Here is a 13,342-nt window from a genome sequence, read left to right on the forward strand (position 1 = left end):
AATCACACTTCAGCGAATTTCCAAACAGGCTCTAACACGCTTTCTTTACCGAAAACGTAGTTTCAAGTGAAGCCGAAGTCGGCACCGCCTGAAAATCCTCTGAATGTAGGACTTTTTGAACAAGAGAGACTCTGTGAGCTCAAATATTAAATGCTTTCAAGAATTTCCTCAAAAAAACAGGCTCTGCTCCTTTCGGAACAGAGCCTGCATCGCAGTCTATAAAACTAAGAAAGAAAAATTAGGCGCTCAACACCTGAGCATCTTCTTTCTGCACTGCTGCAACATACGGGCCAGCGGCCACAATATCGAGGCTGAGCAGCCCCATGTTACCATCCGTGAGACCAGACAGCGGCAGCGTAGCATTGCCATTGGTCCATGCAGCGTCACTCTGGCTCGCATCAGCATGCCAGCCTTCCGGCTTGGTTTCAGCCAGATGCCCCACAATGTTTTCCTGACGTGCAGCCGTTACAAACGTAATGTCACCGACAGCGACACCCATCTGACGACGATCATCCACAAACGGGCCAATCACGTCAGACGGACGGCTAGCACGGGAAACGATACGAACAGAAGCCACATTGGCCGGCAGCATGAAGCTATAACGCAGACCTTCATGGCGAACCGGGCGAACAACCGCGCCGGTTTCTGTCACCAGATGCAGATCGGCATCGTCCGTCAGAGCCACAACGTCAGCATCACGCAGACCTTCAGCAACGCTGCTCTTACGGGCTTCTAGTTTGCGGAACAGCGGTTCTACAAATGCACGGTCAACGCACAGTTCTGCACCGGCATCTGTTGCCCATGCCTTAGCACGGCCACCAATGCTTGCAACCTTACCTTCCTGACGGAAGGAACGACGGTTACCTGTATCCAGATAGCTTTCCGTCAGCATGCCATCGGCCACGATCACAGCGTGCTCGGCTGTTTCCAGATGGTAATAATCGTAAGACGTGAAAGACTTATCGTAGAAGATGGAGCTTCCGTTTACGAGCATGCGGACCGGAACGAACTTGCCGTCAAAGAAGAGGCAATGTTCAGCCGTAATCAGCATGTCCTTATAAGGCACACCTTCTGAAATAGCATTTTTCAGAACGCGGACCGGATAGGCGGCTTCATCGTCGGCTAGGTGCGGCTGCACTGTAGCATGTGCCTTACCGACCCAGATGACCGGGCGAACAGTTTCTTCACCGGTCTTCCAGTCGAAAGTGACAACGCTGTCACCGATCTGGAGGTTTTCAACAGCAACATCACCTTCAGCCGTACGGATCATGCTGCCGGGAAGAAAGCAGACCACGTGCTGAGCGTTGAGAACTGTTTTGGTGGTGGTTGTGCCGTTGCCGTTGTCCACCGTTATCGTGCTAACGGTGAAGGTCGTACCTTCGTTTGCGCTGGGAAGCTGGAAAGCTGATGTTCCAGAAATAGGCTGCCCGTCGCTAGTAAGAGTGTAAACGCCTTTATTGTAAGTGTACCCATCAGCTGAAAGACCATCAATGATGATCGTATCGTTCTCAGAGATGTTGGTGATGTATTGAATGACGCTAGGCGTCGTGCCAGCAGCAATTTCAATCGTACCGCCAGAACCATCAAACTGGATCAGATCAGACGTTGTTGTGGCGTAGCCACCAAGAATCAAGGTGCCACCGTTGCCAACAACAACATGAGAGTTGGGGGCGATTTTATCAGAATTATCAAGTGTAAGAGATGCGCCACTTGCGATAGTGACAATAGCAGGATTTGCTGCTTCACCAATGTTCCAGCTTACCGCAGAAACAACAGCCTTATTATTAATAAGAACATTGACAGTGGTGGCTGCAGATGTATTCGGAAAAGGAAAGCCAGGATACAATGCTGCGGCAACAATAGAGCCAGAAGTAGAGATTGTAATTACACCATCGGTCGGTGTGAGTTCTGTATTAGAGCCACCAGTTTGCTGAAAAGCGACTGTCGCTACCATATCTCGAAACCTTTCCCTGCCTGCATTAGCGGCGACCTTTTTTTGCCACCGCCGAAAGTTAATAACCTACTAACTCATTATCTCTACAAAAAAGTTAAGACAAGAAAAACATCTTAATTTAATAAAAATTAACAAACACCCGCATCAGTCTTTAAGGTCAATTTTGCTGATGCCTACGGCCTCAAGCGTTTGGGCTGGCACAGGAACCGTCAATCAAATCGCCAAAAGCCTGAAATCACGAGCCAAGCGCATCAACCAACAGTTCTTCGATTCCTCCACATCGTGGATGCTCGGCTGTCGCGCCGTTACGGGCCGGAGAGCGTGACCGTGATTGAGGTGCGCCCGCTATGATTGGCAAACATGGCCGGGACGTGCCCAAACGTCTGAGCCCGCCTCATGAAGGTGCAGGTGCCTCCGTTACGGAGGTGGGCAGGAATCCCTGCTCACCCTGCAAGAGACGCATCCCTCGCAAGCCAAGCCCCGCCCAGATCGAGCGGTTCGAGGCCCTCCGTGCGCGGGTGATGGGGATACCGGGAAGCCGGTAGGTGTAGGGTTGAATTGACCTTGCAGCCCGCCAGTTCTGGCGTTTGCTTTCCCGACCTGAAAAGCGTTTCTCATTGCTTTTTATGCGCTGTTAGCGTATATGGTGACCATGACAGACGGGCCAAAATCGTTCGAGTGGGATGACGCGAAAAGCGATGCCTGCTTTGAAGAGCGCGGCTTCAGTTTTGCGGATGTCCTGATGATCTTTGCTGGCCCGGTCATTGAGCGACCAGATGATCGCAAAGACTATGGAGAGCCGCGCATAAGGGCCGCTGGCCTGATTGAAGGCGTGCCCTTCATGGTTGTTTATACGTCCAGAGGTGATGGCATCCGCATTATCTCAGCCCGCAAGATGCACCGGAAGGAGTGGTTAAAATGGCAAGAATGACCTTGGCTGAAATCAAAGCACGGCCTTCCGGCATCGACTGGAAGCGAGTGAACGCCACCACGGATGAAGACATTGACCAGCACGCCAAGGAAGACGGTACAGATAACGAATTGCCGGGGCTGCCTTACCCGACACCGGCAACAGTGCGCCGCCATTTGAAGCTGACCCAGAAGGAGATTGCTGCTCTGGCTGGCGTGCCGGTTGCAACGTGGCGGAACTGGGAACAGGGCCGGGTTGGTCTGGATCCAGTCGTGAGGACGCTCTTGCGGGTTCTCTGGCGTGAGCCTGATGCTGTGCGTCGGGCAATGGTCGCCTGATACGATAGGCCATAAGCCAGAAGACGAAGCCGCAAAAGGAATGTAGCAGGCTCTTCCCTCCGATAAAGTGCGCTGTCCAAATTGGACAAGGCAGTCCCCCCTCTTCTTGCCACACAGAATGCTTTATGGCCGGAGGGGATGCGAACGCCAGCCAATCCTGAGCAGGCCTTCAGGCGAGATCTTCGAGAGGTCTGGACTATTACCCGCGCTTTGACCAATGGTAGCAAGCAGGATCTGGACTTCCGGCAGAATGCAGCCGGAGACTGGCTGGTGCGCGTTCGGGTCATCCGCTGAAAGCCTTAGTCGGTTAATAAGGCTTCAAGATTGGCGGTGTTGCCCCGGTTTGCGCGTCCGAATTTCGGACACGCTCTCTTGCTTTCCTCTGGTGCCTTGCATGACGGCCGGGCACAGAATTGTGCATGAGCCCACAATTCATTCACCTCGAAACCTACGCCCGCGAGCCATGGGCCTGCTACCACGTTGAACAACCTCGGCCAGCCGCACCGTCTCTCGTGTTGGCTTGGCTGTGAGATTGCGCTTGCAGATGGCAAGCCAGTCATACGGGGCAACAAAGCAGCAATCACCCCTGAGCTTCTGGATTGCCTGAAAGCTACTCGCGCGGAAATCGTGCAGCACCTGATAGAACATCGTCACCATTACACCCCAAGCCGCTTGCGCCAAACTGACAGAGCTTTATGCAGCCGAAGCGCGCGGCCCCGGAGCCTCTGAAGTAACGCCTGAGCGTCTGGGTGTGATTGTGGCGGATTACCACCATGCAAAAAGCAGCACGGACGAAATCTTCCAGAGGGGCCTGACCGCAGCACTGGAGGCTGGAACAGAAGCATGGGCGGGGCAAAAGAACAGCTCCACAGAAATAGAGCATAAGACTATGGCGGTTCTGGATGCAGGCATCCTGCACTGGTTCAGACTGACAGGCCGGAAGATCGCCGGAAACTGAGCAACAACCACAGTCAGATATCTCTGGGGTCTTCTCACAAGGAAGGCCCCTTTTTTTGCGTATGGGAAGAAGAGTGTCCCTACCTGAAAACGTGATGAGATAGGCGACCTAATTTATTCGTTTTATCTATATCAATATAGATAAAACGTATTCCATTGATCTTCCCCGCTCTAGATCTCTGATAGCCTAGCAATCGCTTTAAGAGGGGAAATAAGGGGGTAAAATTTCTCACCCATTATCTAACGTATTGTTTTTATTGGGATATTTATCACCTGATGGCGGAAGGGGTGGGATTCGAACCCACGGTACGGTTACCCGTACGCCAGTTTTCAAGACTGGAGCCTTCAACCACTCGGCCACCCTTCCTGCATCAGAGTGAGAGCCTTATACGCATGCCCGCAGGCCCTGTCCAGCGGGTGAAAAAGGGTTTTGTGCGCGTTGTTTCTCTTCCTCGGCTTGCTCTTGGCTGTCTGGAGTTGTAAAAGCCCGGTCCTTACATCCATCCATTCAGGGACGAGTTATGAAACAGCAGGCGAACCTGATCCGGGCCGGTCAGGTTATCGAGCATGATGGCCGTCGCTGGACGGTGCTCAAGCAGCAGATCATTACCCCCGGCAAGGGCGGCGCTTTCATTCAGGTGGAAATGCGCGACCTCAAAACCGGCAATAAAACCAACGAACGCTGGCGTACAGCTGACAGTGTCGAACGTCTGATGACCGAGGACCGGGAATATCTGTATTCCTATACCGACGGTGAATCCCTCGTGCTGATGGACCCTGAAACGTTCGAGCAGACCATGATTCCGGTCGATCTGCTGGGTGATCAGGCACCGTTCCTGCAGGACAACATGACCATCAATGTCCACCTCGTGGAAGGTGACCCGGTCGGGGTCGAGCTGCCGCCGCAGGTTACGCTGGAAATTATCGAGGCGGATCCGGTGGTTAAAGGCCAGACGGCCAGCTCCTCCTACAAGCCCGCAAAGCTCTCCAATGGTGCAAAGACCATGGTGCCGCCCTTTATTGAAGCCGGTGAACGCATTGTTGTCCGGACCGAAGACGGCTCTTACGTCGAACGCGCCAAAGACTGATCTTTCGCCTTACTCCAGACAGGACAAAACATAGTGGCCATGCGTCTTTCCCCCGTCATGATGGTGATGCAAACCGCTGCCCAGAAGGCAGCCAAGCGTCTCCTGCGCGATTTCAATGAAGTCGAGCAGCTTCAGGTGAGCATCAAGGGGCCGGGTGACTTTGTTTCTCAGGCTGACCTGCGTGCAGAACAGACCCTGCGTGAAGAGCTGGAACGGGCACGCCCCGGCTATGCTTTCCTGATGGAGGAATCCGGTAAATCCGGTGGTGATAACTGGACGTGGCGCTGGATTGTAGATCCGCTGGACGGCACCACCAACTTCCTGCACGGCATTCCGCACTGGGCCATCTCCATCGGCCTCCAGCGCAGACTGCCGGACGGCAAGATCGAACTGGCTGCCGCTCTGGTCTATAACCCAGCCGGCAATGAAATGTTCTGGGCGGAAAAAGGCACGGGCGCGTTCCTCAATGAACGTCGCATCCGTGTTTCTGCCCGCCGGGACATGCAGGAAGCCGTTTTTGCAACCGGTATTCCGTTTGCAAAAGTGCCTGCCCGCCAGCGCCTGCCCTTTGCCCGCGTTATGGGCAATCTCATGCCGCGTGTGGCCGGTATCCGTCGCTTTGGTGCCGCAGCACTTGACCTCGCATGGGTCGCTGCTGGCCGGTATGAAGGCTACTGGGAGTTTGGCATCAAACCGTGGGACTGCGCAGCCGGTATCCTGATCGTACGGGAAGCCGGCGGTCAGGTAACAGACCCGGAAGGGCTCGATCTGGACGATATGCCGGATGACGTCATGATTGTGGCTGGCAATGGTAACATGCATAGCAAGCTGCTGGACGTAGTCGCAGAAAGCCTGAAAGAAGCCCCCTAACCTTCTTCCAAAAGGCGACCCGTTTCCTTTGAGCAGGTCGCCTTTTTTCCACCCTCTCTTTTCCGCCCCCTAGCCACACACTTCAGATTGCGTAAGGTGGAACCTCTATGCAGGCGTCCTTTCCCTCTGCGCACGACGCGCCCGCCCTGACGGCGCATCATCGTGGCTTTTCCCTTCTAACAGAAGACGGCGAGTTTCTAACACTCTCCGCATCAGAACTCCGCGCCCGGCTCGACACCATGCCGTGCCCGCTGGTGGTCCATGCGCCTTCCGTTGCGCGCAGGCTGGACCTCCCGCCTCCGGGCCAGCCCTCGCCATGGCTGGATTTGCTGGAGCTTTTCACATTTGTCTATCCAGCTTGCACGGCAGCCCCTACCCCACGCGGGCTGGCGCTGGCTCTGGGTTTGGAAAACGACCAGATCGGCAAAGCTGAAGCCGATCTCCTTCCCATATTAGTCGAAATCATGCTGACGGAACTGGGCCGCCAGAAATCCAGCCCATCGGGCGATATGCTCGCCGCCCTGACCATCCGGCTGGCACAGGCAGGCTGGCCGTGGGCTGGCACCGTGGCCGAAACACTGGGGTTGCCCGAACGGCTGGATGCCCGAGGCAATCTGCCGGAAGACGTCCTGCAACCGGCTGACGCCCTGCGTGTGTGGCGAATTCTCCCCAAATGGGAAGATGTTGCGCCGCGCCCGGCCCCAGCCTCTCACCCCATCACCTCCGCCGAAGCCCGCACACGTTTACGCACCCTGCTGGGCGAGGGCTCAGAAAGCAGAGCTGGTCAGGCGGATTTTGCGAGTGTCTCCACCGCTGCGTTTGAACCCCGCACCCATCGCGGCGACCCTGCGGTTGTACTCGCGGAAGCCGGGACAGGAACCGGCAAAACTCTCGGCTATATCGCGCCGGCGAGCGTCTGGGCACAACGCAATGGCGGCAGTGTGTGGATCAGCACCTATACACGTCATTTGCAACGCCAAATCGAGCAAGAAACACATCGCCTTTTTCCAGACGCCGCGACGCGCCGCCATCACGTTGTGCTACGCAAGGGGCGTGAAAATTATCTATGCCTGCTGAATATGGAAGAGACGGTCAACAGCGCGGCCTCCCGCCCCGCTAGCGCCACCATCGCCCTTGCCATGCTCGCCCGCTGGACTCGTGCCACCGCAGATGGAGACCTGCTGGGCGGCGACCTCCCCGGCTGGTTTGGAGATTTGTACGGTCAGGGAAGCGTTTCCGGCGTTGCAGACCGACGCGGCGAATGTATTCACGGGGCCTGCCCGCACTATCAGCGATGCTTTGTGGAACACACAATCCGCAGGGCGCGAGAAGCCGATCTTGTCATTGCCAACCATGCACTCGTGATGGCGCAGGCGGCTTATGCGCAGGCCGCCATGGGGGATAATGCGGAAGAAACGGAAGAAGACGCCACCCCGTCCCGCTATGTTTTTGACGAAGGCCACCATCTGGCGGATGCAGCGGACGGCGCGTTTTCCGCTGAACTCTCCGGGCTGGAAGCCGCGGAACTCCGCCGATGGCTACTGGGAGCCGAAGGCCGACGCTCCCGCGCCCGTGGCCTGAAAAGACGGTTGGATGATCTGGTTGTCGGCTTTCCCAGACTGGAAGCTCCGCTGGATGCCGCGCTCATGGCAGCACACGCCCTGCCCGCCCCCGGCTGGTCCACAAGACTGGCAGAGGCCGACTCATCAAATACGACACCACCCGAACCACCACCGATAGAAGACCCCGATGGGCCTCCGCCACCCGCACCAGCCTTGCCAGAGCCCGTGCTGGAAAACCCGACAGAAAGCTTTTTGCGCCTACTGCGGCAGCAGGTGCTAGCCCGAAGCGAAGATCGTCGGCAGACGCATCACTATGGTGCGCTGGAATGTGACCTGCATCCGCTTATCCCTGCTCTGCCAGAAGCAGGTCAGGCATTGGCCCGCGCCCTGAGCAGACTTGCTGAACCACTCCGCACCCTTGCCGAACGCCTTCAGGCTCGCCTGCAAGACGATGCAGAGTCTCTGGACAGTGTCACACGCGGCCGGATTGAAGCCATGGTGCGCGGACTCCGGCGGCGGGCCATTACCCGGCTAGATGCATGGATTGCCATGCTGGATGCACTAAGCCAGCCGCCCCCGGCCGACATCACCCCCTCCCATATTCATTTTATCCGTCTGGACAGGCGGCAGCAGCAACGCCCCGGCGAGCATGACGTTGGGCTGCACCGCCACTGGCTGGACCCGACCATTCCTTTTGCCGCCGTCATGGCGATGCCGGCTCAGGGCATGCTCATCACATCCGCCACACTGCGGGACCAGTCCGATACGCCTCCTGAACAGGCCCAGCCGGAAACAGAAGATGCCGAATATGCGTGGGCCGCGGCGGAAGCGCGTACCGGCGCCAACCATTTCCCCTCCCCGGCTATTCGCGCAAGTCTGACAAGCCCGTTTGATTACGGGCGACAGACTCGTACCTTTATTGTGAATGATGTGGACCACGCCAGTATTGCAGATCTGGCTGCTGCGTATCGCACCCTGTTTGAAGCATCTGGGGGCGGCGGTCTTGGCCTGTTCACCGCCATCTCTCGCCTACGCGGCGTCCACAGCCGCATCGCCCCCGCTCTGGAAGAACAAGGAATACCGCTTTACGCACAGCATGTGGATGCAATGGATAACGCCACACTGGTCGATATTTTTCGGACGGAAGAACATGCCTGCCTGCTCGGCACGGATGCCATGCGTGACGGCGTGGACGTTCCGGGCAATGCCCTGCGTCTGGTTGTGTTTGAACGGGTGCCGTGGCCGCGCCCGGACATTCTACACAGAGAACGCCGTATTCACCTTTCTGGAGGTGACACCACGGGGTATGATGATCGCATTGCGCGCCTGCGGTTACGGCAGGCTTTCGGACGGCTGATCAGAAGCCAGTCTGACAAAGGCGTTTTTGTGCTGCTAGACCGCCGCACACCCTCCCGCCTGCTGTCGGCTTTTCCTCCCGGAGCGGAAGTCCGACGTCTTGGCCTTGCAGAGGCCGCGCGGGAAATCAGAGCCTTTTTATAAAACCGCGCAGTCCGGCTGCCAGATGGAGCTCAATAAGCAGACCAAACAGGCAGACCAAAACGCACGTCCGGGCTTTGCGGCCCTTCGTCTCAGACCGATTATCAGACCGGCTTGAGCTCAGTCGCAGCAACTTTGCCACGCTCAGTCACGAGTTCGTAGGAAACCTTCTCGTTCTCATTCAGACCGCGCAGACCAGCAGCCTGCACTGCGGTGATATGAACGAACACATCCTTGCCCCCATCGTCAGGTGCGATGAAGCCAAAGCCTTTAGTGGCATTAAACCATTTAACTGTACCGGTCGGCATAGGCGGGTAACTTTCCCATATATCTCCTACCGGACAACCATATGGCCGGTTACAGGATGTACTTATCGGGTCACGAAGATGCAGTCTTGTCAATCAAAATACCCATATCTCCAGCCTTCTTACCCGCCGTGAGCGTGCAAAGTCTTTTCAAGAAAGGCGAGACTGCGCTTCTGCGCCAGTTCATAAGCCTGCCGGTCGAATGTCGCCCGTTGCGCACACCCAAAGCCATGCCCCGCGCCGTCATACACATAAATTTCAAGCTCAGGATGCGCCTCCCGAATAGCACTCACATCTGTATGCGAGATGCTCGTATCGGCTTCACCAAAATGGAGTTGAACGGGGCAACGTGGAGTCTCGTTAATGCGAGACGCAATCCCACCACCATACCAACTCACGGCAGCGGCAAAACTGTCCGTTTGCGCGGCGGCTTCCCATGCCAGCAGACCACCCCAGCAATAGCCAATAATACCGACTTTCTTTCTGTTTAACGCGGCGGCCGAAGCGACCAGATCTAGAAGTGTTTTCTCCAGTGGACTCTGGCCGCGGAGCGCAAGACCTGTCTGAATATCTACTTTTTCATATCCCAGTTCCACACCGCGCTCGGCACGATCGAACACAGCCGGAGCCACGACATGAAAACCATGCTCAGCAAACGTATCGCACACATGGCGGATATGCCCGTTCACACCAAAAATTTCCTGCACCACAACCAGCGCATAGGGCGCATCCGCATGCCCGGCTTCATAGGCTGAGAACTCATGCCCGTCTGATGCTGTGAGTGTGATGATCCGCCCCATATCTCGACTCCCTCTCCGTCATAAATAAACAACAAAGAAAGTTTTCCACATTTCTTGACTTAGGGGGAGGACAAACCTATCTCCTGTTCTGGCACTCCCGGGGTGGGAGTGCTAACGCAACGCGGCGTTTATTACGCGCGGCAGATGCAGGTGGTGTCGCTTCCTGACAAGGACGCCACCGCAGCAAACAGAATGTGGAGCGATCCATAATGACGAAATTTCGTCCTTTACACGACCGGGTAGTGGTTCGTCGCCTTGCTGGCGAAGAAAAAACCGTCGGTGGCATTATCATCCCTGACACGGCCAAAGAAAAGCCGATGGAAGGTGAAGTTGTTTCCGCAGGTCCCGGCGCTCGCAATGAGCAGGGTCAGGTTGTGGCGCTTGATGTCAAGGCTGGTGACCGCGTCCTGTTCGGCAAATGGTCCGGCACGGAAGTGAAGATCGACGGCGAAGAGCTGCTGATCATGAAAGAAAGTGACATTCTGGGCGTGATTTCCGCCTGAGTGTAACGCGCTGATCCGCTTTTCGACCTTTTAAAGTGATCTCTCACAGGAGAATTTGATATGGCTGCCAAAGACGTAAAGTTTGGTGGTGACGCTCGCCAGCGTATGCTGCGTGGCGTTGACATCCTCGCTGATGCCGTAAAAGTCACGCTCGGCCCCAAAGGTCGTAACGTTGTGCTCGACAAGAGCTTCGGCGCACCGCGCATCACCAAAGACGGTGTGTCTGTTGCCAAAGAAATCGAACTGGCTGACAAGTTCGAAAACATGGGCGCACAGATGCTGCGCGAAGTGGCGTCCAAAACCAACGACATCGCTGGTGACGGCACGACGACAGCAACCGTTCTGGCTCAGGCCATCGTGCGTGAGGGCCACAAGGCTGTTGCCGCTGGCATGAACCCGATGGACCTCAAGCGCGGCATCGACAAGGCAGTTCACGCCGTTGTTGAAGAGCTGAAGAAGAACAGCAAGAAGATCACCACCCCGGCGGAAACTGCTCAGGTCGGCACGATCTCTGCAAACGGTGAAGCCGAAATCGGCCAGATGATCTCCGAAGCCATGCAGAAAGTGGGCTCCGAGGGCGTCATTACGGTTGAAGAAGCCAAGCACTTCCAGACCGAACTGGACGTGGTTGAAGGCATGCAGTTCGACCGTGGCTACATCTCCCCCTACTTCGTGACGAACACGGAGAAGATGACGGCTGATCTGGAAAACCCCTACATCCTGATCCATGAAAAGAAGCTGTCTTCTCTTCAGCCGATCCTGCCGCTGCTTGAAGCTGTTGTGCAGTCCGGCCGTCCGCTGCTGATCATTGCAGAAGACGTTGATGGGGAAGCTCTGGCGACTCTGGTTGTCAACAAGCTGCGCGGTGGCCTGAAGATTGCTGCTGTTAAAGCTCCGGGCTTTGGTGACCGTCGTAAAGCCATGCTGGAAGACATCGCCATTCTGACCGGTGGTCAGGTGATCAGCGAAGATCTCGGCATCAAGCTCGAAACCGTCACGCTGCCCATGCTCGGCACGGCCAAGAAGGTCCGTATCGACAAAGAAAACACGACGATCGTTGATGGCGCTGGCAAGTCCGACGAAATCAAGGGTCGTTGCAAGCAGATCCGTGCGCAGATCGAGGAAACCACCTCTGACTACGACCGTGAAAAGCTGCAGGAACGTCTGGCCAAACTGGCTGGTGGTGTTGCCGTGATCCGCGTTGGCGGCTCTACGGAAGTTGAAGTCAAAGAACGCAAAGACCGCGTTGACGACGCTCTGCACGCAACCCGCGCTGCCGTTGAAGAAGGCATCGTTCCGGGTGGTGGCACGGCTCTGGCCCGCGCTTCTGCTAACCTTGCTCACCTGCACTACCACAATGAAGATCAGCGCGTTGGTGGCGACATCATCCGCAAGGCTCTGCAGGCTCCCCTGCGCCAGATCGCTCATAACGCTGGTGAAGATGGTGCGGTTATCGCCAACAAAGTGCTGGAATCCAAAGAATATGCCTTTGGTTTCGATGCACAGGCTGGCGAATACAAGAATCTGGTTGATGCCGGCATTATCGACCCAACCAAGGTTGTCCGCACAGCTCTGCAGGACGCAGCCTCTGTTGCTGGCCTGCTGATCACCACGGAAGCCATGGTTGCAGAACGCCCTGAAAAGAAAGCCGCTCCGGCTGGCGGCCCTGACATGGGCGGTATGGGTGGCATGGACTTCTAAGTCACTCAATCGATTTGGAACCCAAGACCAAAGAACTAAGGTCTTGGGTTCCGGAAAACTTGAAGAAAGCGGATGTAGCCTTGGTTGCATCCGCTTTTTTATTGTTCACTATTGAGAACAATCACTCTGAATAAAATATCTTGGCTCGTACACGTGGCATATCCTCAGAGAGCCATTATACTGCGTTGCACATGTTGGGGAAATATGTGTCGCTATAGAGGCGCTAAGCACCCCATCAGTATAGATCCGTCTCAAGCAGGTGTGTCAGAATGATTGAAACAAAAAATTTCCAAGGCCCTCCCAATAATATATCCCCTCCGATTACAGCTGGAGCATGGTCATTTGGCCCAGTTGGTGGTTATTTTTTAACAGAATCACTCAGACTCAACCCTAATGGGAAAGTAACGGGATATGATCACCCCAATGAACGATCATGGCGCATAGAAAATTATCGTCTCCTTATTCTCGCAGAGGATGGAACAATTACATGGCGTACTGTTGAAACTTTTAAGGATAAAGACGGGCTTATCAATGTTGTTTTGGAAAACCCAGTTTCAACTCAGACTCGATTTATTTTAAAACAAAACACTCATCAACTTGCTCCCCTCGAGACTCCAACGACGAAGCCTACAGACTCTGCCGCGCAATCCCCACTTTCTGGCATATCAGACGCTGAATTCCTCTTCCCATCTAACCTTGAAGTCACACCTGTCAGAATTAACAAAGTGCTTCTTGTCGGCTCCTACCTGACCGCGCTCTATCACGAGCAGTTGCACACTCTCCACCCTGAAACCGATTTTGACTATATTCCGTATAATTTTGTCAGTGCCCTGCCAGCATAGTATCAATAACGCTGT

Annotated in this window: 13 protein-coding genes and 1 tRNA gene; 10 read left to right on the plus strand and 4 right to left on the minus strand. The window is 55.4% G+C overall.

Annotation, left to right across the window (positions count from 1 at the left end; translation table 11 throughout):
- Window positions 1–238: 238 nt before the first annotated feature.
- Window positions 239–1,954: a Hint domain-containing protein gene (locus tag AD949_RS00505; protein WP_048836630.1), complete on the minus strand. Its 1,716-nt coding sequence runs from the start codon at window positions 1,952–1,954 to the stop codon at window positions 239–241.
- 652 nt (window positions 1,955–2,606) lie between these two features.
- Between AD949_RS00505 and AD949_RS00510 the strand changes: the two genes are divergently transcribed.
- The 4 genes from AD949_RS00510 to AD949_RS00525 all read left to right on the plus strand — a co-directional run bounded on the left by AD949_RS00510 (window position 2,607) and on the right by AD949_RS00525 (window position 4,160).
- Complete coding sequence (locus AD949_RS00510) at window positions 2,607–2,885, plus strand: BrnT family toxin (protein WP_048836634.1); 279 nt, start codon at window positions 2,607–2,609, stop codon at window positions 2,883–2,885.
- Window positions 2,873–3,202 (plus strand): helix-turn-helix domain-containing protein, encoded by a 330-nt coding sequence (locus AD949_RS00515; protein WP_048836629.1) that lies wholly within the window; start codon window positions 2,873–2,875, stop codon window positions 3,200–3,202. The genes AD949_RS00510 and AD949_RS00515 overlap by 13 nt, the downstream gene beginning before the upstream one ends.
- Window positions 3,203–3,340: 138 nt before the next feature.
- Complete coding sequence (locus AD949_RS13920; protein WP_156475905.1) at window positions 3,341–3,496, plus strand: hypothetical protein; 156 nt, start codon at window positions 3,341–3,343, stop codon at window positions 3,494–3,496.
- 463 nt (window positions 3,497–3,959) lie between these two features.
- Window positions 3,960–4,160 (plus strand): hypothetical protein, encoded by a 201-nt coding sequence (locus AD949_RS00525; RefSeq protein ID WP_141325481.1) that lies wholly within the window; start codon window positions 3,960–3,962, stop codon window positions 4,158–4,160.
- Window positions 4,161–4,436: 276 nt separating this feature from the next.
- Here the strand turns inward: AD949_RS00525 and AD949_RS00530 are convergent.
- A tRNA-Ser gene (locus AD949_RS00530) sits at window positions 4,437–4,526 on the minus strand.
- A gap of 154 nt (window positions 4,527–4,680) precedes the next feature.
- Here AD949_RS00530 and efp point away from each other — a divergent pair.
- The 3 genes from efp to AD949_RS00545 all read left to right on the plus strand — a co-directional run bounded on the left by efp (window position 4,681) and on the right by AD949_RS00545 (window position 9,179).
- Window positions 4,681–5,247: an elongation factor P gene (gene efp, locus AD949_RS00535; RefSeq protein WP_048836626.1), complete on the plus strand. Its 567-nt coding sequence runs from the start codon at window positions 4,681–4,683 to the stop codon at window positions 5,245–5,247.
- A gap of 39 nt (window positions 5,248–5,286) precedes the next feature.
- Window positions 5,287–6,117 carry an inositol monophosphatase family protein gene (locus tag AD949_RS00540; RefSeq protein WP_048836633.1) on the plus strand — a complete coding sequence of 277 codons (831 nt, stop codon included), beginning with the start codon at window positions 5,287–5,289 and terminating at the stop codon, window positions 6,115–6,117.
- A 107-nt stretch (window positions 6,118–6,224) separates the two neighbouring features.
- Entirely contained in the window at window positions 6,225–9,179 is a 2,955-nt protein-coding gene (locus AD949_RS00545) for an ATP-dependent DNA helicase (protein ID WP_048836625.1), read from the plus strand.
- A gap of 101 nt (window positions 9,180–9,280) precedes the next feature.
- Here AD949_RS00545 and AD949_RS00550 read toward each other — a convergent pair whose 3' ends face one another.
- Together AD949_RS00550 and AD949_RS00555 are read right to left on the minus strand one after the other, a co-directional pair.
- The gene (locus tag AD949_RS00550) at window positions 9,281–9,484 is read right to left on the minus strand and encodes a cold-shock protein (RefSeq protein ID WP_048836624.1); all 204 of its coding nucleotides are present in this window, start codon (window positions 9,482–9,484) and stop codon (window positions 9,281–9,283) included.
- 119 nt (window positions 9,485–9,603) lie between these two features.
- The gene (locus tag AD949_RS00555; protein WP_048836623.1) at window positions 9,604–10,281 is read right to left on the minus strand and encodes a dienelactone hydrolase family protein; all 678 of its coding nucleotides are present in this window, start codon (window positions 10,279–10,281) and stop codon (window positions 9,604–9,606) included.
- A 209-nt stretch (window positions 10,282–10,490) separates the two neighbouring features.
- Here AD949_RS00555 and AD949_RS00560 point away from each other — a divergent pair, with 209 nt between their 5' ends.
- The 3 genes from AD949_RS00560 (at window position 10,491) to AD949_RS13925 (ending at window position 13,327) form a co-directional block, all read left to right on the plus strand.
- A complete protein-coding gene (locus AD949_RS00560) occupies window positions 10,491–10,784 on the plus strand; it encodes a co-chaperone GroES (protein ID WP_025828601.1) in 294 nt (97 codons plus the stop codon).
- A 60-nt stretch (window positions 10,785–10,844) separates the two neighbouring features.
- Window positions 10,845–12,485 carry a chaperonin GroEL gene (gene groL / locus AD949_RS00565; protein WP_048836622.1) on the plus strand — a complete coding sequence of 547 codons (1,641 nt, stop codon included), beginning with the start codon at window positions 10,845–10,847 and terminating at the stop codon, window positions 12,483–12,485.
- A gap of 269 nt (window positions 12,486–12,754) precedes the next feature.
- The gene (locus AD949_RS13925; protein WP_156475906.1) at window positions 12,755–13,327 is read left to right on the plus strand and encodes a hypothetical protein; all 573 of its coding nucleotides are present in this window, start codon (window positions 12,755–12,757) and stop codon (window positions 13,325–13,327) included.
- The last annotated feature ends 15 nt before the right edge of the window (window positions 13,328–13,342 follow it).

It is taken from the genome of Acetobacter orleanensis (genome assembly GCF_001581005.1).
GTDB classification, from domain to species: Bacteria; Pseudomonadota; Alphaproteobacteria; order Acetobacterales; family Acetobacteraceae; genus Acetobacter; species Acetobacter orleanensis.